The following is a 21,357-nucleotide window of genomic DNA, read 5'->3' as shown; positions in this document are numbered from 1 at the left end:
CGCGGCCGAGGACGAGACCACGGCCAGCGCGAGCTCAAGCGCCATCAGAGCAGGGGGCGGGGGCGGGGGCGGGTTGCGCATAGAGGAGCTTTCAGGTTGGCATCGCCGAATGATGCCAGACTCTTGCCGCAGTGCCGGTTGGGCGCGGGAGGAAACAATATAACACGCATGATAAAGGCTGTCGCATTGTTTAGGCGATCGATAGCCAATATTTCAAAAATCGGCGACGACGCGAGAATCCATAATTTTGAATATAACCCATCAAATTTATCGTCGGGCGAAGGATGGTCGTGCCTTGAATATTTATTTGAGAACGGCGATTTATCTGCAGGTATCTGTACCTCAGGAACTTTCACGCCGGGGCGCGGTTGGAAGAGCTTGAGGGTTCCGTAAATTGCCATGAACAGCGCAGAGACATCGACAGCTCCTGCAAGAGACGCCACCGCGGTCATTCTCGTGGTGGAGGATGAATGGCTGGTCCGGATGGTCATCGTCGATGCCCTCCGTGACGGCGGCCGGCTTGTTGTGGAAGCCGCCAATGGCGATGAGGCGATGGCATTCATTCAATCTGGAGCCGCCATCGATCTGATTTTCACGGATGTACGCATGCCTGGCACCGTTGACGGCTTAGCGCTGCTTGCTTTCGCACAGCGTACAATACCGGGCGTACCGGTAATCGTGTCCTCGGGGCACCTCAAGCCGGCCCAGGCCATCAGCGCTGGTGCAACCGCATTCGTTCCGAAACCCTACAGCGTGGAAGACGTAGCAGATCTGATTGCCGCCAGTCTTGCTGGTAGCCGATGACAAACGAGCTTATCGATGACAGGGGCGCCTCGGTACTGATCGTCGACAGCGATATTCTCGTCCGGCATGCCTTGGCGGACTATCTTCGCCACTGCGGTTACCGTGTTGTAGAGGCTGCGAGCAGCGACGAGGCTATGCTCGCCCTCGCGGAAGCTAGTCTCTCAGTCGATGTTGTCCTGTGTGATGTTGCCGTTGCTGGATCGCGGTCGGGGTTCGAGCTTGCGACATGGGTGCGCCAGAACCGGCCTGACCTCGAGGTCAAGCTGGCGGCGAGTGTCGAGGGGGCTGCAAAGGCAGCCGCCAATCTCTGCGACAGCGGGCCCCATACTGCCCGGCCCTATGATCCGCAAAGCGTCATCGACTATATCATTCAGCGACGCGCCACGCAGCAGCGGAGCGAAGGATCGTAGGTCTGATTGCGCCGGTCGTCCGGGCTTTGCCGTAATGGCGCCCAACTTGCAGCTTCATCGATAGTGTGACGGTGATCATCGAAGCCCGATATCGATGCGCCTGCGATCACGCGATGCTAGCCGCCTCGCACTTCCATAACAGTTTCGCCGAAGCCGACATGAGTCAGGGCCGGCCAACGGAACAGAGGTGGAGCCGAGGGGTTGGATCATTGATGAAATTCTCATCGGAGTTCCATGTCATGCCCAAGCTACTCATTATTGCCGCTCTAGCGGCTGGTCTTGCCCTTTCAGCCTGCAACACGGTTGCCGGAGCAGGCAAGGACGCGAAGTCGGCTGGGGAGGCAGTTACCAAAACCGCCAACGACGCAAAGTAAGCGGCGCGATTATCCGCGCAGGATCGCCCCCGCTTCGGCGGGGGCTTTCTTGAGCCGTTTCCGCTTTAAAACTCATTTATCGATCATCTTCAAAGGACCACCTTATGACCGACGAAAAGACCGCAACCCTTTATCGGATGGTCCTGCCAGAGGAGACGTGCCCGTTCGGAGTTCGGGCCAAGCAGATACTGGAGGCGAACGGATATGCCATCGACGAGCAGATTCTCCAATCGCGAGAAGAGGTTGATGCGTTCGAGCTGAAACACGGGGTCGAAACCACGCCGCAGGTCTTCATCGGCGGCAAACGCATCGGTGGCAGCGATGATCTTGAAGGCTATCTGGCCAAGTGAGCCGGGACAACGCTTCGGCTCGTTCTTCCGGTCTATCTCCTTTCCTCGCGGGCGCAGTGGTCGTAGGCGTACTCGGGCTGAGTGCCTTGCTGGGGCGCCGGAACGCACCGGATCAATCACATCCTGGAATTCGGCGCTGGTATCAGGGCCTCGACAAGCCAAGCTTCACGCCGCCTGATGCGATCTTTGGCCTCGCCTGGCCATTGTTGGAGACCGGTATCGCAGTGGGAGGCTATCGACTCCTGCGGCACGATCCTTCCTTTCGCCGCAACGCGTCAGTGGGCCTCTGGCTCGCTACAACCGGCATGATCGGCGGCTGGACCGAAATGTTCTTTCGCAAGCGGAACCTCCCCGGCAGCGCCTTGGCTTCCGGAGTGATGCTGGCGACGGCAACGAGCTATGTCGCGATGACGCACAAGGTCGACCGCGTCGCTCAAGCGACGGCCGTTCCTCTTGTCGGTTGGCTCGCTTTCGCGACCGGGCTCGCGACACGTATATGGCAGCGCAATCCGGCCAAGCCTCGGGCAAGGGCCCAATCCACCGTCAATCTCTGAAAAGCGGGCGTTCTTAAGGCTAAGATCACGCGAAGTTCTCACTCTATCACTCGCTTTTAATCCGCCGTGTAGCGGTCGATCCTCAACGCTATCGGCCGGCGCGAAGCGAGGGAACGCCAACCCGTTATCTGCATTTAATGTTCACGAAAGTGACGGACCTAGGCTCTTGTCTGCATTGCTGCGTGATAATTTTGCCGCCCCGACGCACATGGGGAGGTTGTGATTACACCCACCAGAAGAGACCAGCTCGAACGGAAGCGGCTCGAATGGCTCGCGCGAGCGAGGCAAGCAGGACATCCCGACTTAGCGGACGAGTATTTGGCGATATCCGAGCGCTATGCCAAAGCGCTGCAGGAATCCGATGCCTCGAACTTATACCCGCCGGAGCTCTAGGGGGGCTCCTCCCGTCCACTAAGCTGCCGGTCACTGGGACGAGCGCTCTCGCTGTCAGCTGCAGCTTGTTCAGGGCCGCGGGACGAGCGGCTTTCGGCGCGCTGATCGCGAGGGCCTGCCTTTCCTTCACAGAAGCTCATTGGGATCAGCCCCGGTGCCCTGTTTGATCCCAGTGATTAATCGGAGCGGGCGCCGTTGCGATTAATCGCTGGAAGCCGGGCGAGGGAACGATAAGAGGGTGCGAGCATTATCCGAGCACGGCAAGGATCGGGCACAACCAGGTGGACAGAGATTTCGAAGCGCTGTTTGCAGCGTCTCCAAACCCTTACGTGGTTCTTGATCCGTCCCTCATCATCGTATCGATGAATGACGCGTATCTTAGTGCGACCATGCGCCAGCGCGACGACATCCTGGGTCGATCGATGTTTGATGCCTTCCCGAGCGATCCATCCTCCGAAAGCCATCAGCTCTTGAAGGCTTCATTCGACCGTGTTCGTAATACCAAGAAGGCGGACGAGATCGCGTTGATCCGCTACGATATTCTGAATCCCAGTGGATCGATGGACGTTCGCTACTGGAGCGCAACGCACACGCCGCTTCTCGATGCGGATGGCGAAATTTCATTGATCCTACAACATACCGTTGATGTGACAGAGCTACACGCGCTCAGGGCAATGCGCGACGAGATGGGTATAGTGCAGCGTGCCCAGGCCGTGCAGGAGCGGAATCAGGACCTGGCTGCCGAAAGCGAACAACTGCGGGCGCTATTTGAGCAGGCACCTGGGTTCGTGGCGATCTTGAGCGGGCCAGATCATGTGTTTCAGCTTGCCAACGAAGCCTATCGTAATCTCGTGGGCAAGCGCGACTTGGCGGGAAAGTCGGTTTCGGAAGCGCTTCCCGAAGTTGTCGAACAAGGATTCGCCGACCTACTGACCAGGGTTCACAATTCTGGTACAGCTTACGTGGGTCGCCGGGAGAAAGTGGTACTTCAAAATAACCCACTTTCGCGTGGCAGTGAACGCTTTCTCGACTTTCTCTACCAGCCGATTTTCACTGAGGGAGGTCAGGTTTCGGGCATCTTTGTCCAGGGACATGATGTGACCCAACAAGTTTTGGCCGAAGAACATCAAAAACTCCTTATCAATGAGCTTAATCATCGAGTTAAAAACACGCTTGCGATCGTCCAAAGCTTAGCGACCCAAACGTTCCGCAACGCCAGAAGCTTGGAATCAGCTCGCACGACCTTCACAGCACGACTGTCCGCTCTGGCCAGCGCTCACAGCCTGCTTACAGTTCATAATTGGGACGTCGCCGGTCTGGCGGAGACAATCCACACTGCGATTGCCGCGACGGTCGGGTCCGACGTCAACCGTATTCGCGCCGAAGGGCCGCATGCGACATTGCCGCCGCAGGCAGTCATGTCGGTCGCGATGATAATTCACGAACTCAGTACCAATGCGATCAAATATGGAGCACTTTCGGTCGAAACCGGGCGGGTTGATGTGACCTGGACTTCAAGGCCGGTCGGGGAACACTGTGAGATCGTCCTCGAATGGAATGAGCGCGGCGGACCTCCTGTCGCACCGCCCGAACGCAAAGGTTTTGGCACGCGCCTCATCCAACGTGGCATCTCCTCGGATCTAAAGTCCGATGTTGAGATGAACTTCGCTCGGCAAGGACTTCATTGCCGGATAACTGCCCACGTATCGATCAACCAGCCGTGACACTGCGCGACCGCTTGGTGCTGATAGTCGAGGACGAACCCATCGTCGCTCTTGCTCTCGAAGATCTGATAGAGGAAGCGGGAGGTTGGCCCCTTTCCGCGGAGCGGATTGACGAGGCGTTCGCAATGATCGCCGAACACACGGTCGAACTGGCTATCCTCGACATCAATGTGCACGGCCATCGAAGCTATCCTGTGGCGAGGATGCTGTTAGCGTTGGGCGTACCGTTCATATTCGCCACCGGTTATGGCGACGCGCTTCATCCGCCGGAATTCGAAGCGATTCCTACCATAGTCAAGCCATACAGCCTGGCAGACATAGAGCGCGCGATTGAAAAGCTGTAACAGCAACACATTGCCTGATAAAAGTTCATCGTCTCCCTCCCCCAAATCCGGGGAGAAAGAACCCTGTCCGGCGAGCCGCTTTGCAAGCTAATTTTCTACGGCCGTCGCTGACGAAAGAGCTGCGGCTCGAGACCATTTCAGTACGCTCAGAAACTGCCTACGTTATATTACCCGAAAGATTAATTGGCAGTGGCATGGCTTTTAAATCAGACATAGATCAACATTTATCTGATCGAAGAAGCGTATAGTTGTGCCTCGTCGAGACATCGCGCTGGCGGTTGAGGGGATCTGTCAATTTCCTCTGGGAGGCGGTCATGCAAGCCATTTTGATCGGTCTGATTCTGTTTATCGCATCCTGCGCCCTGATCGAATACCTTCAGTTCTTTTCTAAAGAGGCGATCAAACGCAAAAATTTGGAGCGCAGGCATCAAGAGAGCGACGCAGCGGCAATGCACGATCTGTACGACAGCTCAGATAGTTCGGCGAAAAGTCGTCGCTACTAGAAAAAGGCATACCTGGGCTGGCCTGCGATCGCAGCCATTAGGTGTAGCTGGGCTTAGCGCCATCAGCGGGGCGCGCACGCAGGTTCAATGGTTATTTTAACCGCGTCAGCCAAGCGCACAGTCGCGACGTGCCGACGTACGCTATCCTCGACCTCAATAAACGATCCGAGGCACATTTCTCCAGCTTGGATATCCCAGGCCATTGCCTCGCGAAGCGCCTTAACAGAACCTTGCCATGCGGCCTGGAGATCGGTGAAGTCATATCCGGAAACATCTACCGTTCGGGATTTACCATTGCAAAAGTGCAAATAAAATATTGACATTCAACTTTAGCCTATGAATTAAATTTGTCTCACTAATTTCATCCATTAAATACTGAATTGATGCAGTGCGGTCTCCAGGCAGATAGATTCGACGCATGGGTCATTCGGATATTTTACAGCCTCATCTATTGATCGGTTTTCAAGCTCGAGCTGATCGCCTCCAAGATCGTCTTCGCGGTTCGCACTATCGCGCCATTGGCGACAGGCTCCTCAGCCTGCTGCCCATTCACTTCGACGGCCGTATCCAGAATATCCAGCACATCCTCAACGCGCAGCACCGCGCGTTCGATCAGGCCGTGGATCAAACTCTCGACGAGAATCAGTGCGGCTTCCCCATGAGCATCGGGTTCCCGCGGGGGCGGCGCAGAATGGCGCTCGTTGTCGTTGGAAATCTCATCGCTCACAATACGGCGCTCCGAACAGGCGAGAGCGCAAATAATCTCCCAGCCGCCGGTGCCAGAAAGAGCCGACGATATGTCCACGCTAGCTGAAGCAGACGGTCGCACCACCACTTAAATCAACTTTCGACATTGATTTAGAACAATATGGAAAGCGATCGTTGTGTGGGAGATTGGACCATGACGAATCGGTTCATTGAAAAGCTGCGCACCTTCAACGCGCTGAGCTCGGCCGGTGAAGCCGCACTCGTGCAAGCCACCAGCCGGTCCCGCAAGATGTCAGGGCGCCGCGATCTCATCCGGGAAGGGGACAGGCCCGGGCCAGTTTTCGTGATGCTCGACGGCTGGGCCTATCGATACAAAATCCTGCCTTCCGGCACTCGCCAGGTCCTGGCCTATCTCATGCCCGGCGATTGCTGCGATCTTCATATCGGTCTGCTTGCCGAGATGGATCACAGCATTCAGACAATCACCACGGCGCAAGTGGCGACGATCGAGCGCGGCGAAATGGACGCCATTCTCGACACGCACCGCAGCGTTGCCAATGCGATGTATATCGCCCAGCTCGTCGACGAGGGGACGCTCCGCGCCTGGATAACGAGTATGGGGCGGCGGACGAGCGGCGAGCGCGTCGCCCATCTCATGTGCGAGCTGTACATCAGAGCCCGAAACATTGGCCTCATTTCCGAGGCCACTTTCACTCTGCCGTTATCCCAGCTCTTGCTCGCGGATTCCCTTGGTATGACGGCCGTCCACCTCAACCGGGTTTTGAAACGTCTGAAGCGCGAGGGCGTGATGGATCTCCAGCGGGGCCGGATCATCATCCTTGATCCCGCCGCCCTGGCCCAGATTGCCGGCTTCGACGATAACTACCTCCATCGTAAGCTCCGCGCCGCCTGAATTTCCGTTCTTCGAACAGCGGAATTCTGGTCGGCTAGCTTGAGTTCAGGCCTCCGGAATAAAGTTCCGCACGATTGAAGCGGCCAGCCGGGTGGGACGCAGTGTGCCTGCGTCGAGGCAGCACCAGCGCGATTTGACCTCGGCGAGCACATCATTGCCGCGCCGGATGACCGTGTCGTAAAAGGCGCTCGCCCCCTGCACCCGTTCGAGAACGACCGTTGCAACGACCTCATCCGTCAGGAACGCTGGCTTCCGATAAGTGATCTCGTGCCTCAAGGCGACCCACTGGTGAGAAGAGAGTGCTTCAGGTGGTGCAAGGCGCCGCCAATGGCTGAGCACAGCGTCCTGCACCCACTTTAGGTAGCTTGCATTGTTCACATGGCCCATGAAATCGATGTCGAGAGGATCGATCGAAATCTTGAAGGCGTGCGACGAGGAAGTTTCCATGGTCGCAAAATAGCAAGTTAGGGCGCCAACAATCTTGATTTAGGTTGAACAAAATCCATTTGCGCGCGTGGACGGCCTCAGACGTGAGCCGAGAAAACGAAAGCCCCTAAGACTGTTTCCTTCTGCCTCGCGCCTCTCGCATACGCTGGATCCGCGAAGACAGGTCCTCCCAGGTCTGCGCCGAACGAAGGTGGCGCTGGCGAACGCTTTCCAGACTAGCGTTCAGAGCCAGATTACGCTCGTTGGCCGCTCGCAAGAGGCACTCCTCTGGATCGTCAGACACAACCAAATCTCTGCTCGCCGCCATTATGCACTTATGCGTTGCCAAAAGCCGGGACCTTAGAGGACCCGAATGGGTAACTGCCGCCGCTGTCACTCGGGGGGAGGGTATCGCGCGAGAGGAGGCGACCACAGCGACGGCAGTCGTCCCAAGAATATGGCGTTTTATGAAAAGGAAGTTGATCTAGATTTATTCTGGCAAGGTATTCGCCCCGCCATTCGACATCAGCCCAAATTCCTCCAGGAAGCCTCATCTGTTTGGTCACTGCTGATCATTGCCGGGGTAAGGCGCCATCGCTCAAGGGGCGGTGATCGCGGCACGCGGCGACGCTTGGACTGGGAAGTTCAGCCCCAAACCGCTATATAGGATTTGCAACAGTCGCAATCGACGGTTTTTGGCGCTCTTCGCCCTCTATCCTGTTTCCCGCTTCGCCTAGCATCGGTGTGCCGGCTGTCGGTTCGCACCTGCAAGAAGGAACGTAGGCCCATCGCCTGCCAGCAGCGCGCTGATGCCGTTGTTCCGCTTGCTCTCGTTTATCGGACGAACAGTTGCCGCCAAGGCGTCGACCGCGCCGACCGGCGTCGTGAGCCTGCCCCAACCTAGATCAATTTCTTCCATCGCCTTCGAGCTTATAGACCGACTCGGCTGCCGCACGACGGCCCCCCGTCTTTCTTCGCCCCTTGGTGATTGCGGCAGCCAACCCGTTCGGGGGAGCTCCGCTATGTTTGGCAATGCTACCTGTTTGTTCGGGCTGAGGGTGTATCGTCTTTTTCGCCTCACCAGGAACGGAACAGATCCGTTCCGCAGGCGCTTCCAGCTTCAAGGAGCTGATGATGATTGACCAATCGAAAGAACGCGCGACCAGTGTGGGCAGCTCTCAGGACGGTGAGGCCCCCAACTTTCGCACCGACACGGCGGAAGAAATTCGACGCCCCGAACTGCACGCTGATGCAAGCTCGCCAGCGCAGGCTAAACGGCCGAAAAACCGTGAAGTCGAAAACGAAATGGTGAAAGCACCGGGGCAAGAAGGTAATCCACCGAGATCGGCTACCGATCCGACTGGGGCATCATCGGAAGGGTCTGGCACTGAGGCGCGCCGAGCGCTGGTTCCGGAGAGCACGAACATTCCCGACCCAAAGACACCGAAAGATGCGGGCGATGGGAAATTGAACGAAGGAACCGGACCCACGCCTTTAAGCGGCTAATCTTTCACCTCGGTATTCGCGCGGGTCGGCAGACCCCGAGGTTGCTTAGCAGTCTTTGCGCCATCGCTCTTCGGCAGCCCGGCGAGCAGCTTCAGACCGTTCCTCTGCCGTCATTGTTGCCATGCGTCGCTTGCCCCCTTTCCTGCCCCGCTCGGCTGCTACAACACTTCTCCGCTCCGAGTCTCCTTCCTTGATGAGCGCTTGCACCTCAGCTCTAAGCCGAATCTCCGAAGCCAGGTCGCCCCACCTCTCGGCGGATCGCAAGTGTTGTTCGCGTACCTTTTGAAGGGTTGCAGCCTCGGCAAGGGCTCGCTCTGCTCCCGCACGAACCAGGCATTCTGAAGCGCTTTCGGCTGCCATTAGGTTCAATCCTCGGCCGCTATGGGCTCAGCTTAGACCACCGAGCCGTCCGCCCAACTGATTGGGCGGGCCCTTGTCGACTCAACCGCGCAACACGGCGCCAGTTCCATCTTGAGCGGAGGTATTTTCCGGACGCGGTGCCACACCGCATCCTTTAAACACGCCAGACTTGTTCAGGAATCGAATTGGAGAACTCCGAACTCGGTATTGCCGCAAGGCGACGCCATGCCCTTTCCGCTCGCCACCACTTTTGACTTTCTTCGGACGCGTCGGCTTGATCGGCCTGGAAGCCTCATGCATTGGCCCAGTCTCTATAGACCCTCGACTGCAACAAGCGCGCCAAACGTCATAAACTGCTTACCCGATTGCAAACCGAACAAGACAAGTTGTTTCGCAATGACGAGGATGCTGGCGCATCGCGATCGCGCGTTCACGAAAAACTCTTGGGAGCATTCGATCGCATAATCGCGCTGGTCACAACCACTACTGTCGAACCAATCGCAGAACTCTGAACTGTGCAGCGAGAAGTGACAATCTACAATCACCCGTAAGCGGGAATGCAAGCAGCGGGAATATTGGCGCTTTTCCGGGCGATCGTCCACAATCCACCGTCCGACAAAGACAGGGACAGGAGGTAATGGCCGTCCTGAAAGACGTCTGCGTCCTTTAAAGCGTGTTGCTGCACGACGCACATCGCGGGCGTCGCATCGTTTGAAAGGAAGGCGACCGATGGGCTCGCGTGATCGGTCGATACGACGCTGTAGCTGTGCATAGGAGCCTCCGAAAACGGGGAAGTCCTTTTGCTAGCGCGTCGTCGCACTGAATGCATTGATCGAGATCAACTTGTGGGTCCTAGCGCTGGGATTCGCGCGCCCGCCCCGAAAATGTTCTCAGTAGCTGGGATATTTGCCGCGGCGCCTTGCTGTTCCATGGCATGACGCGCCAGTATCCCGTCGGCGCCCGGCTCGGATAACGAGATGTCCCAGCAACTGGATTCCCGCATCGGCGGGGTTTTTGTTCAGGGATCCTCACTCATCTTTTGCTCCCTTTCGGGAGCAAATTAGGGATGGCCTCGAAAAGTCGAAAAGTGCTCCCGTACGGTATCACACGGCATTAACCGAGCCGTATCCATTCCACATGCACCCGCTCGGGAGCATAGTACGCAATCCTACCTATACGTTCCCACAACTCCAATTCGATATCCGCGGCCATCCTGATTGGCGAGCAGCGTCCCGAATCGGTGACGCGGAATTCCCGATCGGGCGTTATTGGGACTCGAACCTCCTCGATAAAAAGTCCCGAGGTACCGTTGCGGGTATCGCTCAAATGCCGTCTAAAATCTTTTTTTAAATCAATCCATTATACGCATATCTCAAGTGTTCTTCTGGCACCATTTTCTGCGACATCGCTGCTCCCTCGAAAACCGCCAGCCGCGGGGGCAAAGCCGCGCAATCCGAGCCAGGCATGAAAAAGCCCCCGCCGAAGCGGGGGCGAAGTCTGAGACTCGCGGATGGTGTCGTCTTGCCGCGAGGCGTCTTTCGAAGGACCCCCACGATGCCTCGCCGCACGCGGGGCGTCAATCTTTTGCCGCCCGGGTCATTTGCCTGAGAGCGTAGCCCTGTCAGGATCGCGGCGGGAGAATGGATATGAGCAATCCGCCGCGTCTGCGCTTCGGTTACGGCTTCGACATGCGCAATCCCAAGGCCTGGTTCCGACCCTGGCCCGATCTCTATGCCGAGACGCTGGAGTTCATCGAACATATCGAAAGCCTGGGCTTCGAGGGCGTCTGGCTGGCCGAGCACCACGGCATCGACGACGGCTACATGCCTTCGCCGATCGTCTTCGGTGCGGGAATCGCGACGCGGACGAAGAAGGTGCGCATTTCGCAGGGCGTCGGCCTGCTGCCGCATTACCATCCTGTCCGGCTGGCCGAGGACCTGGCGGTGCTCGACATCCTGTCGAACGGGCGCGCCGAATTCGCCATGGGCATCGGCTACCTGGGCTTCGAGACCGAAGCCTACGGTCTGCCACGAGGGCAGCGCGGCCGGATTTCCGACGAAGTTCTGGAGATCGTCCGATGGCTCTGGACGGGCGAGACGCTCGACTATGTGGGCGAGCATTTTCAGCTCAAGGGCGCGCGCTGCACGCCGTTGCCGGTGCAGGCCGGCGGTATCCCGATGTTCGTCGGCGGCGTCGCCCAGCCGGGCTTTCGCAGGGCTGCAAAATATGGCGACGGCTTCATCGGCCCGGTCGAATTCTGGCCCGCCTATCTCGAGGAAATGAAGGCTGCGGGCAAAAATCCGGCCGAAGCGCGAATCGTCTCGATGTCCTATTCGGACATGTGGTTCCTCGTCAGCGAGGACCCGGAGAAGACGATTCACGAGTTGGCGCCGCACGCCTACTACCAGATCAACACCTATGCCGAATGGCAGGAAGGCGCCGACTGGCAGGTCTTCAAAGGGATGGATCTCGGGCAGTTCAAGCAGGCCGGGGTGATGAAGGTCGTGACGCCGGACGAGGCGATCGCCTATATCAAGTCGCGCCAGGAAGCCGCGCCGATCGAGGCCTTCTGCATGCAGGCTGCGAGCGGCTTCCCGCTCGCCAAGCTGGCCGAGCATGCCGAGCTATTCGCGAAGAAAGTGATGCCGGCTTTTCGCTGAAAAACGGCCAAAAACAGGTATTTCCCGCTAGAGCGCGGAAATCGGGGGGAAAGCGCCATTGTCGCTGCGCCATGCCGCAGCCAATGCGGCACCTTGCAGCCGTCCAGTCGTACCTAGTAGCCGGTCGGGACCAGCAACCGGCTCGGCGCCGGGTCCATCGGGATCGCCTGGATCATGCGGCCGTTGGCTTCCTCTGCCTTGCGGCGGTAGGCTTCGGCCATGGCCTGGTGCATCTTGCGAGCCGGGATGTCGGCCGTGTTGGCCGCGAGTTGCTCATGCATCTCGGCGCGCTCGATGTAAGCTTCAGCGTCAGGTGAATCGAACATCAAAGTCGCTCCTGTCCCCTGTCCTTATGTGATGGGCATACTCCCAAATTGTGACAGAGAGAAGCGGATTTGCGGGCTTCAGCCTTCGGCCAGCCTCGGCCCGTTGGCCCTTGGCCGGGCCTTGTGTTCCTTGAGCGACGACTTGGTCTCGTCGTCGACCTCATTGAGCACGACTTCGTAGCCCCAGAGATCGGCGAGGTGCTGGACCACCTTGTCAGCGTCCTTCTCGGAAAGCAGCACGCCGTTGGTCACGTGATGTTCGAGCACCAGCTTGCGGTCGCCGGCAAGGTCGACGTCCACGATCTGAATGTCAGGCTCCTGCCACGAGATGTCATACTGACGCGCCAGCGCGCGGCGGATTTCGCGATAGCCGCGCTCGTCGTGGATCGCGTCGACCTTCATCGCCTCTTCCTTCTCACGGTCGGCGATCTTGAACATGCGCCAGTTGCGCATCAGCCGCGGCGAGAGGAACTGCGAAATGAAGCTTTCGTCGCGATAGTTGGCCCAGATGTGCTTGAGCGTACCCTCGACATCGCCGCCGCCGGCGATGTCGGGGAACCAGGAGCGGTCCTCCTCGGTCGGGTCGACGCATACGCGGGCGATGTCCTCCATCATGTTGTAGCCGACCCAATAGGGATTGAGCCCGCCGTAGCGCCCCGAATCGAACATCGGCTGGCTCACGACATTGGTGTGCGAGGTGAGGAATTCGAGGAACGAACCCTCGGTGATGTGGCCGCGGGCGTGCAGCGCGGTCATGATCCGGTAGTGGACGTAGCAGGCCGCGCCCTCGTTCATCACCTTGGTCTGGCCCTGCGGATAGAAGTACTGCGCCAGCACGCGGGTGATGCGCAGGATCTCTCGCTGCCAGGGGGCGAGCCGCGGCGCCGACTTCTCTAGGAAATAGAGCACGTTCTCCTGCGGCAAGTTTAGCGCCAGGGCGCGCGCGCTGGCGGGTTCGGCCTTTTTGCCCGTGGCCTTGGGCAGCGTCCGGTAAAGGTCGTTGTAATCCTTCTCGCGCTGGGCATGGCGCACGTTCTCGCGTGCCATTTCCGCCTTGAGATCGCGCGCCGATCCGCGCGGGTAGCGGTGCACGCCCTGCCGGCTCAACGAATGGGCGGCATCGAGCAGCCGTTCGACCTGGAGCTGGCCGTAACGCTCCTCGCACTGCGAGATGTAGCGCTTGGCGAATTCGAGGTAGTCGAGAATCCCCTCGGCATCGGTCCACTGCTTGAACAGGTAGTTGTTCTTGAAGAAGTGATTGTGGCCGAACGCCGCATGGGCGAGGACCAGTGTCTGCATCGTCGCCGAGTTCTCTTCCATGATGTAGTTGATGCAGGGGTCCGAGTTGATCACCAACTCGTAGGCGAGGCCACGCTGCCCCTTGCGGTACATCAGCTCGTTGCTGAGGAACTGCTTGCCGAACGACCAGTGGTTGTAGAGCAGCGGCATGCCCGTCGAGCTGTAGGCGTCGAGCATCTGCTCGGCCGTGATCACCTCAATCTGGTTGGGATAGGTGTTCAACGCCAGCTCTTCGCCGGCGACTTTCTCGACCGTGTCGTAGATCCGCTGGATCGTGTCGAAGTTCCAGTCGCTACCTTCGTAGAGAGGCTTTTCCGCCAGTTTCACGGCCTTGCGCGCGGTCATGCCTTCGCCCCCCGCTCGGCCATGCCGCGCTTCGCGAAGAGCTCGCGGAACACGGGGTAGATTTCGCGCCGGTGGTGAACCTTGCGCATGACGAACTTGCCACCGGCCTTGCCGATCTGCTCGTAGGACCGCCAGAGATCGCTGGCGCGCATCAAGGGCCCGCCCATCGACATCATCGGGTCCTCCTCGCGGCCGACTTCGAGGTAGGCAACGTATTGCGCGTGGGGCAGGATGCCCTCGGCCATCAGCGAAATGGTCTTGGCCGTGTCGCTCGGCATGTTGTCGCCGTCGGAGGCCTGGGCGACGTAGATGTTCCAGTCCTCGGGAGAATAGCGGTCCTTCATCACCTGGAGCATCTTTTCGAGCGCGGTCGAGACCAGGGTGCCGCCGGTCTCGCGGCTGTAGAAGAAGGTCTCCTCGTCAACTTCCTCGGCCTTGTCGGTGTGGCGGATGAAGACGACCTCGACGTGGCGGTAACAGCGCTTGAGGAAAAGGTGGAGCAGCGCGTAGAACCGCTTGGCGAGATCCTTCATGTGCTCGGTCATCGAGCCCGAGACGTCCATCAGGCAGAACATCACCGCCTGGCTGATCGGCTTGGGCGTCGGCTCGAACCGGCGGTAGCGCAGGTCGATCGGATCGACGTAGGTGATCAGCTTGCGCCGCCGGTCGAGCCGCTCGTACTCCTCGCGCAGCTTGGCGATCTCATCCGCGTGGTCGCCGGGGAGCGCTTCGAGCCGGGCGATCTCCTCTTCCAGCTTGAGCATGTCCTCGCCGCGCGGCCGCTTCAGCGCGATGCGGCGCGACATCGAATTGCGCATGGTGCGGCCGATCGACAGCGCCGAAGGGCTACCGCTGGTCGAATAGCCGGCCTGGCGCACTCCTTGCGCTTCGCCGCTGGTCAGCTTCTTCTTGGCGAGCTCGGGCAATTCCAAGTCTTCGAGGAACATGTCGAGGAATTCCTCGCGGCTGAGCACGAAGCGGAACTCGTCCTCGCCGTCGCCCTGGTGCCCGCCGGCGCCCTGGCCGCCCGAAGGCGGCCGCTCGATCTCGTCGCCCTGGAGATATTCCTTGTTGCCCGGAAGGATGTGCTCGCGGTTGCCGCCGCTGGAGCCGCGGCGGAAGGTCGGCTCGTGGACCTCGTCACGGGCGATGGTGACTTCGCCCTCCTGCTCCAGTTCCTTGATGCTGCGGTCCTTGAGGCTGTCGCGGACCGCCTGTTGCACCAATGCTTTCGCCCGCCGCAGGAAGCGCTGCCGGTTGACCAGACTCTTGCCTCCGGGATTGAGGCGGCGATCGACGATGTACATCTAAGCTGGGCTCACCTCCTTCAAATCAACCGGCCTGCTTCACGCGCATGTACCATTCGACAAGCCGGCGAACCTGCCGCGCGGTGTACCCGCGGGAGATCATGCGCTCGACGAATTCGTCGTGCTTCTTCTCGGTATCGCCGTCCTTCTTCGAACCGAAGCTGATCACCGGCAGCAGGTCCTCGACCTGGCTGAACATGCGCCGTTCGATCACTTCGCGGATCTTCTCGTAGGAGGTCCACGACGGGTTGCGGCCGCTGTTCGCCGCGCGCATGCGCAGCGCGAACTTGACCACTTCGTTGCGGAAGTCCTTGGGATTGGCGATCCCCGCGGGCTTCTCGATCCGGCTCAGTTCCTGGTTGATGATCTCACGGTCGAGCAACTGGCCGGTATCGGGATCCTTGAAGTCGAGGTCCTCGATCCAGGCATCGGCATAGGCAACATAGCGGTCGAACAGGTTCTGCCCGTAGTCGTGGTAGGATTCGAGATAGGCCTTCTGGATCTCGTTGCCGATGAATTCGGCATAGCGCGGCGCGAGATCGCCCTTGATGAATTCGAGATACTTCGTCTCGGTCTCGCCGGGCAACTGCTCGGCCTTCACCATGCGTTCGAGCACGTACATCAGATGGACGGGATCGGCCGAGACCTCGGTCGGATCGTGGTTGAACGTGGCCGACAGCGCCTTGAAGGCAAAGCGGGTGGAGATGCCGTCCATGCCCTCGTCGACCCCGGCAGCGTCCTTGTATTCCTGCATCGACTTGGCCCGCGGATCGACCTCGCGCAGGCTCTCGCCGTCATAGACGCGCATCTTCGAATAGGCGTTGGAGTTCTCGTGATCGCGCAGCCGCGTCAGCACCGAGAAGCGCGCCAGCATGTCGAACGTGCCCGGCGCGCAGGCCGCCGCGGCAAGCTCCGATCCCGAGATCAGTTTCTCGTAGATCTGCCGTTCCTCGGTCGCGCGCAGGCAGTAGGGCACCTTGATCACGTAGATGCGATCGATGAAGGCTTCGTTGTTCTTGTTGTTCTTGAAATTGGCCCATTCGCTCTCGTTCGAGTGCGCCATGACAATGCCGGTGAACGGGATCGCGCCGATGTTCTCGGTGCCGATGTAATTGCTCTCCTGCGTCGCGGTCAGCAGCGGGTGGAGCATCTTGATCGGCGCTTTGAACATCTCGACGAATTCGAGCATGCCCTGGTTCGCGCGGTTGAGCCCGCCCGAATAGGAATAGGCGTCGGGATCGTTCTGGCTGAGCATCTCGAGCTTGCGGATGTCGACCTTGCCGACGAGGCTTGAGATGTCCTGGTTGTTCTCATCGCCCGGCTCGGTCTTGGCGATGCCGATCTGGTGGATGCGGCTGGGCATCAAGCGGACGACCTTGAAGCGCGAGATGTCGCCCTCGAACTCGTCGAGCCGCTTGCGGCACCAGGGGCTGATCAGGCTGGAAAGGCGCCGGCGCGGAATGCCGTACTTGTCCTCGATCATCGCGCCGTGCAGCTCGGGATCGAACAGCGCCAGCGGGCTTTCGAACACCGGGCTGACCTCGTCGCCGGCCTTCAGCACGTAGATCGGGTGGGTTTCCATCAGCGCCTTGAGGCGCTCGGCGAGCGAGCTCTTACCGCCGCCGACGGGACCTAGCAGGTAGAGCACCTGCTTGCGCTCCTCGAGGCCCTGCGCGGCGTGGCGCAGATAGGAGACGATGCGCTCGATCGTCTCTTCCATGCCGTAGAATTCGGCGAAGCTGGGGTAGAGCCGGATGGTCCGGTTCATGAAGATCCGGCCGAGGCGCGGGTCGGTCGACGTATCGACCAGTTTGGATTCACCGATCGCTGCGAGCAATCGCTCGGGCGCGCTGGCGTACATCATGGGATCGCCGCGACAGCCCTTGAGATACTCTTCCAGCGACATCTCCGTCTGCCGCCTCGCTTCATAGCTGCGGGCAAAGTCGGAAAAAAGATCGCCGGTTGGCATAAGCAACTCCTTGTTCGCCTATCCTCCCCCCCATTCCTACCATTCAAGATGGTGCGTGAGAAACGCACTTGCAACAAAGTTGTGCGCAACAAACGTCCTGACGCGAGACGAAACTTGACGTAGCCGCAAAACTAGCGCTTTTGCGCCGGTTCTCCGCGCCAACGGTTCGTCGCGTTTGACCTGGGCGGCGTGCTGTGTGAGCATCCCGGCGTCTCCGGAGAACCTCATGCTCGCTCTTGCACTCGTCATCGGAATTGTCGCCGGCCTGCGCGCCATGACGGCACCTGCAGCAGTGGCCTGGGCGGCGGCAAGCGGCGGATTGACGCTCGACGGCAGCCCGCTGGTGTTCCTCGGCTGGCGCTTCACGCCATGGGTCCTGAGCCTGCTGGCCGGCGGAGAACTGTCACGGACCAGCTGCCCTCGACGCCCAGCCGCAAGGTGCCCGTGCAGTTCGGCGCGCGGATCGCCAGCGGCGCCTTGTGCGGTGCGGCAATCGGTCTCGACCAGGGCTCTGCGGCGGCTGGGCTGGCGCTGGGCGTGGTCGGCGCAGTGATCGGCACGCTCGGCGGCGCCTGGGCGCGCGGCAGGATGGCCGCAGCCTTCGGCAGCGACCGGCCGGCGGCGCTGATCGAGGATGCCGTGGCGATCGGCCTTGCGGCATTCGTCGCCTATTCGGTGTGATGCGCACCTTCGACGCCATCATCGTCGGCGCCGGCCAGGCCGGGGCGCCGCTTGCCGGGCGGCTGGTCGAGGCGGGGATGAAAGTCGCGCTGATCGAGCGCAAGTTCCTCGGCGGCACATGCGTCAACACCGGCTGTATGCCGACCAAGGCGCTCGTGGCCAGCGCCTATGCCGCGCACCTGGCGCGGCGTGCCGCCGACTTCGGTGTCAGCACCGGCGCAGTAGGCGTCGACATGGCGGCGGTCGAAGCACGCGCCCGCAAGGTGATCCTCGACGCGCGCGGCAACAATGAGAAATGGCTCGGCGGCCTCGCAGGCCTGACCCTGCTGCGCGGCCATGCCCGCTTCACCGGGCCGCGAACGATCGCGGTGGACGGCGAGGAACTGACCGCGCCGAAGATCTTCCTCAACGTCGGCGGGCGGGCCAGCGTGCCGGACCTGCCGGGCGTCGACAAGGTCCCGCACCTCGACAACACCGACATGGTCGCGCTGGGCACGCTGCCGCCGCATCTGGTCGTGGTCGGCGGCAGCTACATCGGTCTCGAATTCGCCCAGATATACCGCCGCTTTGGCGCCGAGGTCACCGTGGTCGAGCGCATGCCGCACCTGATCGCGCGCGAGGACGAGGACATCTCCGAAGCGATCCGCACCATCCTCGAAGACGAGGGGATCACCGTGCGCACCGGCGCCAACTGCATCGCCCTCGCCCCGCATAAGCAAGGCGTTGCAGTCTCGGTCGACTGCTTCAAGGACGAGCCGGTGATCCATGGCAGCCACGTCCTCCTGGCGGTCGGTCGGCGGCCCAACACCGACGAGCTCGGGCTGGACGCAGCCGGCGTCGCCATGGACAAGCGCGGCTACATCACGGTCAACGACAGGCTCGAAACCAATGTCCCTGGCATCTGGGCGCTGGGCGACTGCAACGGCCGCGGCGCTTTCACCCACACCGCCTACAACGACTTCGAGATCGTCGCCGCCAACCTGCTCGACGGCGAGGACCGCAGCCTCGCCCAGCGCGTCACCGGCTACGCGCTCTATATCGATCCGCCACTCGGGCGCGTCGGCATGAGCGAGACCGAGGCGCGCAAGTCGGGCCGCAAGATCCTGATCTCCACCCGCCCGATGACCCGCGTCGGCCGCGCGATCGAGAAGGGCGAGACCAAGGGCTTCATGAAGCTGATCGCCGACGCCGATACACAGCGGATCCTCGGCGCGGCCATCCTCGGCACCAACGGCGACGAGGCGATCCACGGGATAGTGGACATGATGAGCGCCGATCAGCCACTATCCGCCTTGCGCTGGGCGGTGCCGATTCATCCGACGGTCTCCGAACTGATCCCGACGCTTATCCTCGGCCTCAAGGAACCTGAATCGTGAGCACGCTGACCGAACGCCGCCATCAGATGTTCCCGGTGCTCAGCGCCGCGCAGATCGAAACCGTCTCGCGCTTCGCCAGCGGGCCGGCGCAGGACTTCGCCGCGGGCCAGGTGCTCTATGACATCGGTGAGCAGAACGCGCCATCGTGGCTGCTGCTCGCGGGCTCGGCCGACGTCAAGCGGCGCGATGGCCTTAACCAGGAAGCGCTGATCACGACGCTGCACCAGGGCCAGTTCACCGGCGAGGTCAACCAGCTCACCGGTCGTCCGGCCATCGCCCGCGCCCGCGCCGGCAGCGAAGGCGCAACGGCCCTGCCCTTCGACGCCGCGCATCTGCGCGCGCTGATGATCGGCTCGGCCGAGATCGGCGAACTGGTCATGCGCGCGCTGATCCTGCGCCGCGTCGGGCTGATCGAAGAAGGCGGCGCGGGCACGATCATCATCGGCGCGCCGGGCAGCCGCGACGTGGTCAAGCTGCAGGGCTTCGTCGCCCGTGCCGGCTATCCCTACCTGGTGCTCGACGCGCTACGCGACGAGGAGGGCCACGAACTGGTCGAGCGGATCGGCGTCCTGCCCGAGGAACTACCGCTGGTCGTCTGCCCCAACGGTGCCATCCTACGCCGGCCGAGCGAGATCGAGCTTGCCGCCTGCCTCGGACTGACGCCCGAGATCGATCCTACCAAGCTCTACGACGTCGCCATCGTCGGCGCCGGGCCCGCGGGCCTCGCGGCGGCGGTCTATGCCGCCTCAGAGGGTCTTTCCACCATAGTGCTCGACGAGCGCGTCTATGGCGGCCAGGCCGGCGCCTCGAACCGGATCGAGAACTACCTCGGCTTCCCCACTGGCATCTCGGGCCAGGCGCTGGCCGGGCGCGCCTACAACCAGGCGCTCAAGTTCGGCGCGGAGATCGCCATCCCGCTCGCCGTACAGCGGCTCGACTGCCCCGACGGCAAGGTCTGCCTCGAAAGGCCGCTCGGGCTCGAGCTCGCGGGCGACCGCCGCGTCCAGGCACGCACCGTGGTCATCGCCTCGGGCGCACGCTACCGCCGGCCCGATGTCGAGAAGCTCGAGATGTTCGAAGGCAAAGGCATCTCCTACTGGGCCTCGCCGATCGAAGCCAAGCTCTGCGAGGGCGAGGATGTCGCGCTCGTCGGCGGCGGGAATTCGGCGGGCCAGGGCGTCGTCTTCCTCGCCGCCCGCGTGAAGCACCTTCACCTCGTCGCGCGGCGCCCGCTGGAAGCGACCATGTCGCGCTATCTGATCGAGCGCATCGCCGCCCTGCCCAACGTCACGCTGCACATCGGCAAGGAGATCGCCGCGCTCGAAGGCGATTGCCAGACCGGGCTCACCGGCGCCGTGTTCCGCGACAAGGCCAGCGGCTCGAACAAGACCTGCCAGTTCAAGCACCTGTTCCTGTTCATCGGCGCCGATCCCAACACGGCCTGGCTGGACGGCTGCGTCGAGACCGACGCCCACGGCTTCGTCTGCACGACCAATCCGGCCCTGCCGCACGAGACCAGCAAGCCCGGCGTCTTCGCGATCGGCGATGTCCGTTCTGGCTCGGTCAAGCGCGTCGCCTCGGGCGTCGGCGAGGGCGCGGCGGTGGTTGCGCAGATCCATCAGGCGCTGGCGGCCCAGGCTGCGGCGCGGCGCGAGGAGACAGTGTAATGAGTGAGGGATGCAGCCACGGCGATGCGATCCACGAGGTGACGCCGAGCGCCAAGGGCTGCGAGGAATGCCTCAAGACCGGCGACTGGTGGGTTCACCTGCGCCTCTGCCGCACCTGCGGCCACGTCGGCTGCTGCGACGACAGCCCGAACAAGCACGCCACCGCGCATTACCATGCGACCGCACACCCGATCATCGAAGGCTACGACCCGCCCGAAGGCTGGGGCTGGTGCTACGTCGACGAGACCTTCGTCGAACTACCCGACCAGACGCCGCAGGTGGGGCCGATCAAACGCTGGGTGTGAAACCAAGGCAAGCCAAGAGCCCGTAAGTGCTTGAAATGTTGGATTTCAAATGT

24 protein-coding genes are annotated in these 21,357 nt (G+C 61.0%); 15 read left to right on the top strand and 9 right to left on the bottom strand.

What is annotated here, in order from left to right; translation table 11 throughout:
• Nucleotides 1-44: 44 nt before the first annotated feature.
• A complete protein-coding gene (locus KRR38_RS22150; protein ID WP_217407540.1) occupies nucleotides 45-491 on the bottom strand; it encodes a hypothetical protein in 447 nt (148 codons plus the stop codon).
• Between KRR38_RS22150 and KRR38_RS22145 the strand changes: the two genes are divergently transcribed.
• The 8 genes from KRR38_RS22145 (at nucleotide 484) to KRR38_RS22110 (ending at nucleotide 5,456) form a co-directional block, all read left to right on the top strand.
• The gene (locus KRR38_RS22145; RefSeq protein WP_254514928.1) at nucleotides 484-804 is read left to right on the top strand and encodes a response regulator; all 321 of its coding nucleotides are present in this window, start codon (nucleotides 484-486) and stop codon (nucleotides 802-804) included. The two genes, KRR38_RS22150 and KRR38_RS22145, sit on opposite strands and share 8 nt — an antisense overlap.
• Nucleotides 801-1,214 (top strand): response regulator, encoded by a 414-nt coding sequence (locus KRR38_RS22140; protein ID WP_217405606.1) that lies wholly within the window; start codon nucleotides 801-803, stop codon nucleotides 1,212-1,214. The genes KRR38_RS22145 and KRR38_RS22140 overlap by 4 nt, the downstream gene beginning before the upstream one ends.
• A gap of 71 nt (nucleotides 1,215-1,285) precedes the next feature.
• A complete protein-coding gene (locus tag KRR38_RS37475) occupies nucleotides 1,286-1,588 on the top strand; it encodes a hypothetical protein (protein WP_309141114.1) in 303 nt (100 codons plus the stop codon).
• Nucleotides 1,589-1,692: 104 nt separating this feature from the next.
• A complete protein-coding gene (locus KRR38_RS22130; protein WP_217405604.1) occupies nucleotides 1,693-1,938 on the top strand; it encodes a glutaredoxin domain-containing protein in 246 nt (81 codons plus the stop codon).
• Nucleotides 1,935-2,492 (top strand): TspO/MBR family protein, encoded by a 558-nt coding sequence (locus KRR38_RS22125; RefSeq protein ID WP_217405602.1) that lies wholly within the window; start codon nucleotides 1,935-1,937, stop codon nucleotides 2,490-2,492. The genes KRR38_RS22130 and KRR38_RS22125 overlap by 4 nt, the downstream gene beginning before the upstream one ends.
• 674 nt (nucleotides 2,493-3,166) lie before the next feature.
• On the top strand, nucleotides 3,167-4,609 hold the full coding sequence (locus KRR38_RS22120; protein WP_309141113.1) for a PAS domain-containing protein: 1,443 nt from the start codon (nucleotides 3,167-3,169) through the stop codon (nucleotides 4,607-4,609).
• Nucleotides 4,606-4,953 carry a response regulator gene (locus KRR38_RS22115; protein ID WP_217405600.1) on the top strand — a complete coding sequence of 116 codons (348 nt, stop codon included), beginning with the start codon at nucleotides 4,606-4,608 and terminating at the stop codon, nucleotides 4,951-4,953. The genes KRR38_RS22120 and KRR38_RS22115 overlap by 4 nt, the downstream gene beginning before the upstream one ends.
• Nucleotides 4,954-5,267: 314 nt before the next feature.
• Nucleotides 5,268-5,456, top strand: a complete 189-nt coding sequence (locus KRR38_RS22110) for a hypothetical protein (protein ID WP_217405597.1) — start codon at nucleotides 5,268-5,270, stop codon at nucleotides 5,454-5,456.
• Between the two features lie 62 nt (nucleotides 5,457-5,518).
• Here KRR38_RS22110 and KRR38_RS37840 read toward each other — a convergent pair whose 3' ends face one another.
• Nucleotides 5,519-5,779 carry a hypothetical protein gene (locus tag KRR38_RS37840; protein WP_375293431.1) on the bottom strand — a complete coding sequence of 87 codons (261 nt, stop codon included), beginning with the start codon at nucleotides 5,777-5,779 and terminating at the stop codon, nucleotides 5,519-5,521.
• A 125-nt stretch (nucleotides 5,780-5,904) separates the two neighbouring features.
• Nucleotides 5,905-6,183, bottom strand: a complete 279-nt coding sequence (locus KRR38_RS22105) for a hypothetical protein (protein ID WP_217405595.1) — start codon at nucleotides 6,181-6,183, stop codon at nucleotides 5,905-5,907.
• A 174-nt stretch (nucleotides 6,184-6,357) separates the two neighbouring features.
• Between KRR38_RS22105 and KRR38_RS22100 the strand changes: the two genes are divergently transcribed.
• Nucleotides 6,358-7,077, top strand: a complete 720-nt coding sequence (locus KRR38_RS22100; protein ID WP_217405593.1) for a Crp/Fnr family transcriptional regulator — start codon at nucleotides 6,358-6,360, stop codon at nucleotides 7,075-7,077.
• Between the two features lie 45 nt (nucleotides 7,078-7,122).
• Here the strand turns inward: KRR38_RS22100 and KRR38_RS22095 are convergent, their stop codons facing one another.
• A complete protein-coding gene (locus tag KRR38_RS22095; protein WP_217405591.1) occupies nucleotides 7,123-7,524 on the bottom strand; it encodes a thioesterase family protein in 402 nt (133 codons plus the stop codon).
• Between the two features lie 1,110 nt (nucleotides 7,525-8,634).
• Between KRR38_RS22095 and KRR38_RS22090 the strand changes: the two genes are divergently transcribed.
• Nucleotides 8,635-9,009 carry a hypothetical protein gene (locus KRR38_RS22090; protein WP_217405589.1) on the top strand — a complete coding sequence of 125 codons (375 nt, stop codon included), beginning with the start codon at nucleotides 8,635-8,637 and terminating at the stop codon, nucleotides 9,007-9,009.
• Between the two features lie 901 nt (nucleotides 9,010-9,910).
• Here the strand turns inward: KRR38_RS22090 and KRR38_RS22085 are convergent.
• Nucleotides 9,911-10,141, bottom strand: a complete 231-nt coding sequence (locus KRR38_RS22085; protein ID WP_217405587.1) for a hypothetical protein — start codon at nucleotides 10,139-10,141, stop codon at nucleotides 9,911-9,913.
• Nucleotides 10,142-11,015: 874 nt separating this feature from the next.
• On the opposite strand from KRR38_RS22085, the gene KRR38_RS22080 reads away from it, so the two are divergent.
• A complete protein-coding gene (locus KRR38_RS22080) occupies nucleotides 11,016-12,029 on the top strand; it encodes an LLM class flavin-dependent oxidoreductase (RefSeq protein ID WP_217405585.1) in 1,014 nt (337 codons plus the stop codon).
• 113 nt (nucleotides 12,030-12,142) lie between these two features.
• Here the strand turns inward: KRR38_RS22080 and KRR38_RS22075 are convergent, their stop codons facing one another.
• The 4 genes from KRR38_RS22075 to KRR38_RS22060 all read right to left on the bottom strand — a co-directional run bounded on the left by KRR38_RS22075 (nucleotide 12,143) and on the right by KRR38_RS22060 (nucleotide 17,275).
• The gene (locus KRR38_RS22075; RefSeq protein ID WP_217407539.1) at nucleotides 12,143-12,355 is read right to left on the bottom strand and encodes a hypothetical protein; all 213 of its coding nucleotides are present in this window, start codon (nucleotides 12,353-12,355) and stop codon (nucleotides 12,143-12,145) included.
• A 78-nt stretch (nucleotides 12,356-12,433) separates the two neighbouring features.
• Nucleotides 12,434-13,999, bottom strand: a complete 1,566-nt coding sequence (locus KRR38_RS22070) for a SpoVR family protein (RefSeq protein WP_217405583.1) — start codon at nucleotides 13,997-13,999, stop codon at nucleotides 12,434-12,436.
• The gene (locus KRR38_RS22065; protein ID WP_217405581.1) at nucleotides 13,996-15,306 is read right to left on the bottom strand and encodes a YeaH/YhbH family protein; all 1,311 of its coding nucleotides are present in this window, start codon (nucleotides 15,304-15,306) and stop codon (nucleotides 13,996-13,998) included. The genes KRR38_RS22070 and KRR38_RS22065 overlap by 4 nt, the downstream gene beginning before the upstream one ends.
• Before the next feature lie 25 nt (nucleotides 15,307-15,331).
• Nucleotides 15,332-17,275 (bottom strand): PrkA family serine protein kinase, encoded by a 1,944-nt coding sequence (locus KRR38_RS22060; protein ID WP_217405580.1) that lies wholly within the window; start codon nucleotides 17,273-17,275, stop codon nucleotides 15,332-15,334.
• A 369-nt stretch (nucleotides 17,276-17,644) separates the two neighbouring features.
• Here KRR38_RS22060 and KRR38_RS22055 point away from each other — a divergent pair, with 369 nt between their 5' ends.
• The 4 genes from KRR38_RS22055 to KRR38_RS22040 are packed head-to-tail and all read left to right on the top strand — an operon-like array spanning nucleotide 17,645 to nucleotide 21,304.
• Nucleotides 17,645-17,956 (top strand): hypothetical protein, encoded by a 312-nt coding sequence (locus tag KRR38_RS22055; protein WP_254514927.1) that lies wholly within the window; start codon nucleotides 17,645-17,647, stop codon nucleotides 17,954-17,956.
• Nucleotides 17,956-19,332 carry an FAD-containing oxidoreductase gene (locus tag KRR38_RS22050; RefSeq protein WP_254514926.1) on the top strand — a complete coding sequence of 459 codons (1,377 nt, stop codon included), beginning with the start codon at nucleotides 17,956-17,958 and terminating at the stop codon, nucleotides 19,330-19,332. Before KRR38_RS22055 ends, KRR38_RS22050 begins: the two co-directional genes overlap by 1 nt.
• On the top strand, nucleotides 19,329-20,999 hold the full coding sequence (locus KRR38_RS22045; RefSeq protein WP_217405575.1) for a cyclic nucleotide-binding domain-containing thioredoxin-disulfide reductase: 1,671 nt from the start codon (nucleotides 19,329-19,331) through the stop codon (nucleotides 20,997-20,999). Before KRR38_RS22050 ends, KRR38_RS22045 begins: the two co-directional genes overlap by 4 nt.
• Nucleotides 20,999-21,304, top strand: a complete 306-nt coding sequence (locus KRR38_RS22040) for a UBP-type zinc finger domain-containing protein (RefSeq protein ID WP_217405573.1) — start codon at nucleotides 20,999-21,001, stop codon at nucleotides 21,302-21,304. The genes KRR38_RS22045 and KRR38_RS22040 overlap by 1 nt, the downstream gene beginning before the upstream one ends.
• Nucleotides 21,305-21,357: the final 53 nt, after the last annotated feature.

This window comes from Novosphingobium sp. G106 (assembly GCF_019075875.1).
Taxonomy (GTDB): Bacteria; Pseudomonadota; Alphaproteobacteria; order Sphingomonadales; family Sphingomonadaceae; genus Novosphingobium.
This window is presented reverse-complemented; position numbering and strand designations above follow the sequence as displayed.

Coding starts and splice junctions, on each gene's coding strand:
- KRR38_RS22070 (WP_217405583.1), bottom strand. CDS start 13,999: ATGACCGCGCGCAAGGCCGTGAAACTGGCGGAAAAGCCTCTCTACGAA.
- KRR38_RS22055 (WP_254514927.1), top strand. CDS start 17,645: ATGGGTCCTGAGCCTGCTGGCCGGCGGAGAACTGTCACGGACCAGCTG.
- KRR38_RS22065 (WP_217405581.1), bottom strand. CDS start 15,306: ATGTACATCGTCGATCGCCGCCTCAATCCCGGAGGCAAGAGTCTGGTC.
- KRR38_RS22050 (WP_254514926.1), top strand. CDS start 17,956: ATGCGCACCTTCGACGCCATCATCGTCGGCGCCGGCCAGGCCGGGGCG.
- KRR38_RS22140 (WP_217405606.1), top strand. CDS start 801: ATGACAAACGAGCTTATCGATGACAGGGGCGCCTCGGTACTGATCGTC.
- KRR38_RS22150 (WP_217407540.1), bottom strand. CDS start 491: ATGACCATCCGGACCAGCCATTCATCCTCCACCACGAGAATGACCGCG.
- KRR38_RS22075 (WP_217407539.1), bottom strand. CDS start 12,355: ATGTTCGATTCACCTGACGCTGAAGCTTACATCGAGCGCGCCGAGATG.
- KRR38_RS22080 (WP_217405585.1), top strand. CDS start 11,016: ATGAGCAATCCGCCGCGTCTGCGCTTCGGTTACGGCTTCGACATGCGC.
- KRR38_RS22130 (WP_217405604.1), top strand. CDS start 1,693: ATGACCGACGAAAAGACCGCAACCCTTTATCGGATGGTCCTGCCAGAG.
- KRR38_RS22145 (WP_254514928.1), top strand. CDS start 484: ATGGTCATCGTCGATGCCCTCCGTGACGGCGGCCGGCTTGTTGTGGAA.
- KRR38_RS22040 (WP_217405573.1), top strand. CDS start 20,999: ATGAGTGAGGGATGCAGCCACGGCGATGCGATCCACGAGGTGACGCCG.
- KRR38_RS22090 (WP_217405589.1), top strand. CDS start 8,635: ATGATGATTGACCAATCGAAAGAACGCGCGACCAGTGTGGGCAGCTCT.
- KRR38_RS37840 (WP_375293431.1), bottom strand. CDS start 5,779: ATGTCAATATTTTATTTGCACTTTTGCAATGGTAAATCCCGAACGGTA.
- KRR38_RS22095 (WP_217405591.1), bottom strand. CDS start 7,524: ATGGAAACTTCCTCGTCGCACGCCTTCAAGATTTCGATCGATCCTCTC.
- KRR38_RS22085 (WP_217405587.1), bottom strand. CDS start 10,141: ATGCACAGCTACAGCGTCGTATCGACCGATCACGCGAGCCCATCGGTC.
- KRR38_RS22110 (WP_217405597.1), top strand. CDS start 5,268: ATGCAAGCCATTTTGATCGGTCTGATTCTGTTTATCGCATCCTGCGCC.
- KRR38_RS22060 (WP_217405580.1), bottom strand. CDS start 17,275: ATGCCAACCGGCGATCTTTTTTCCGACTTTGCCCGCAGCTATGAAGCG.
- KRR38_RS22100 (WP_217405593.1), top strand. CDS start 6,358: ATGACGAATCGGTTCATTGAAAAGCTGCGCACCTTCAACGCGCTGAGC.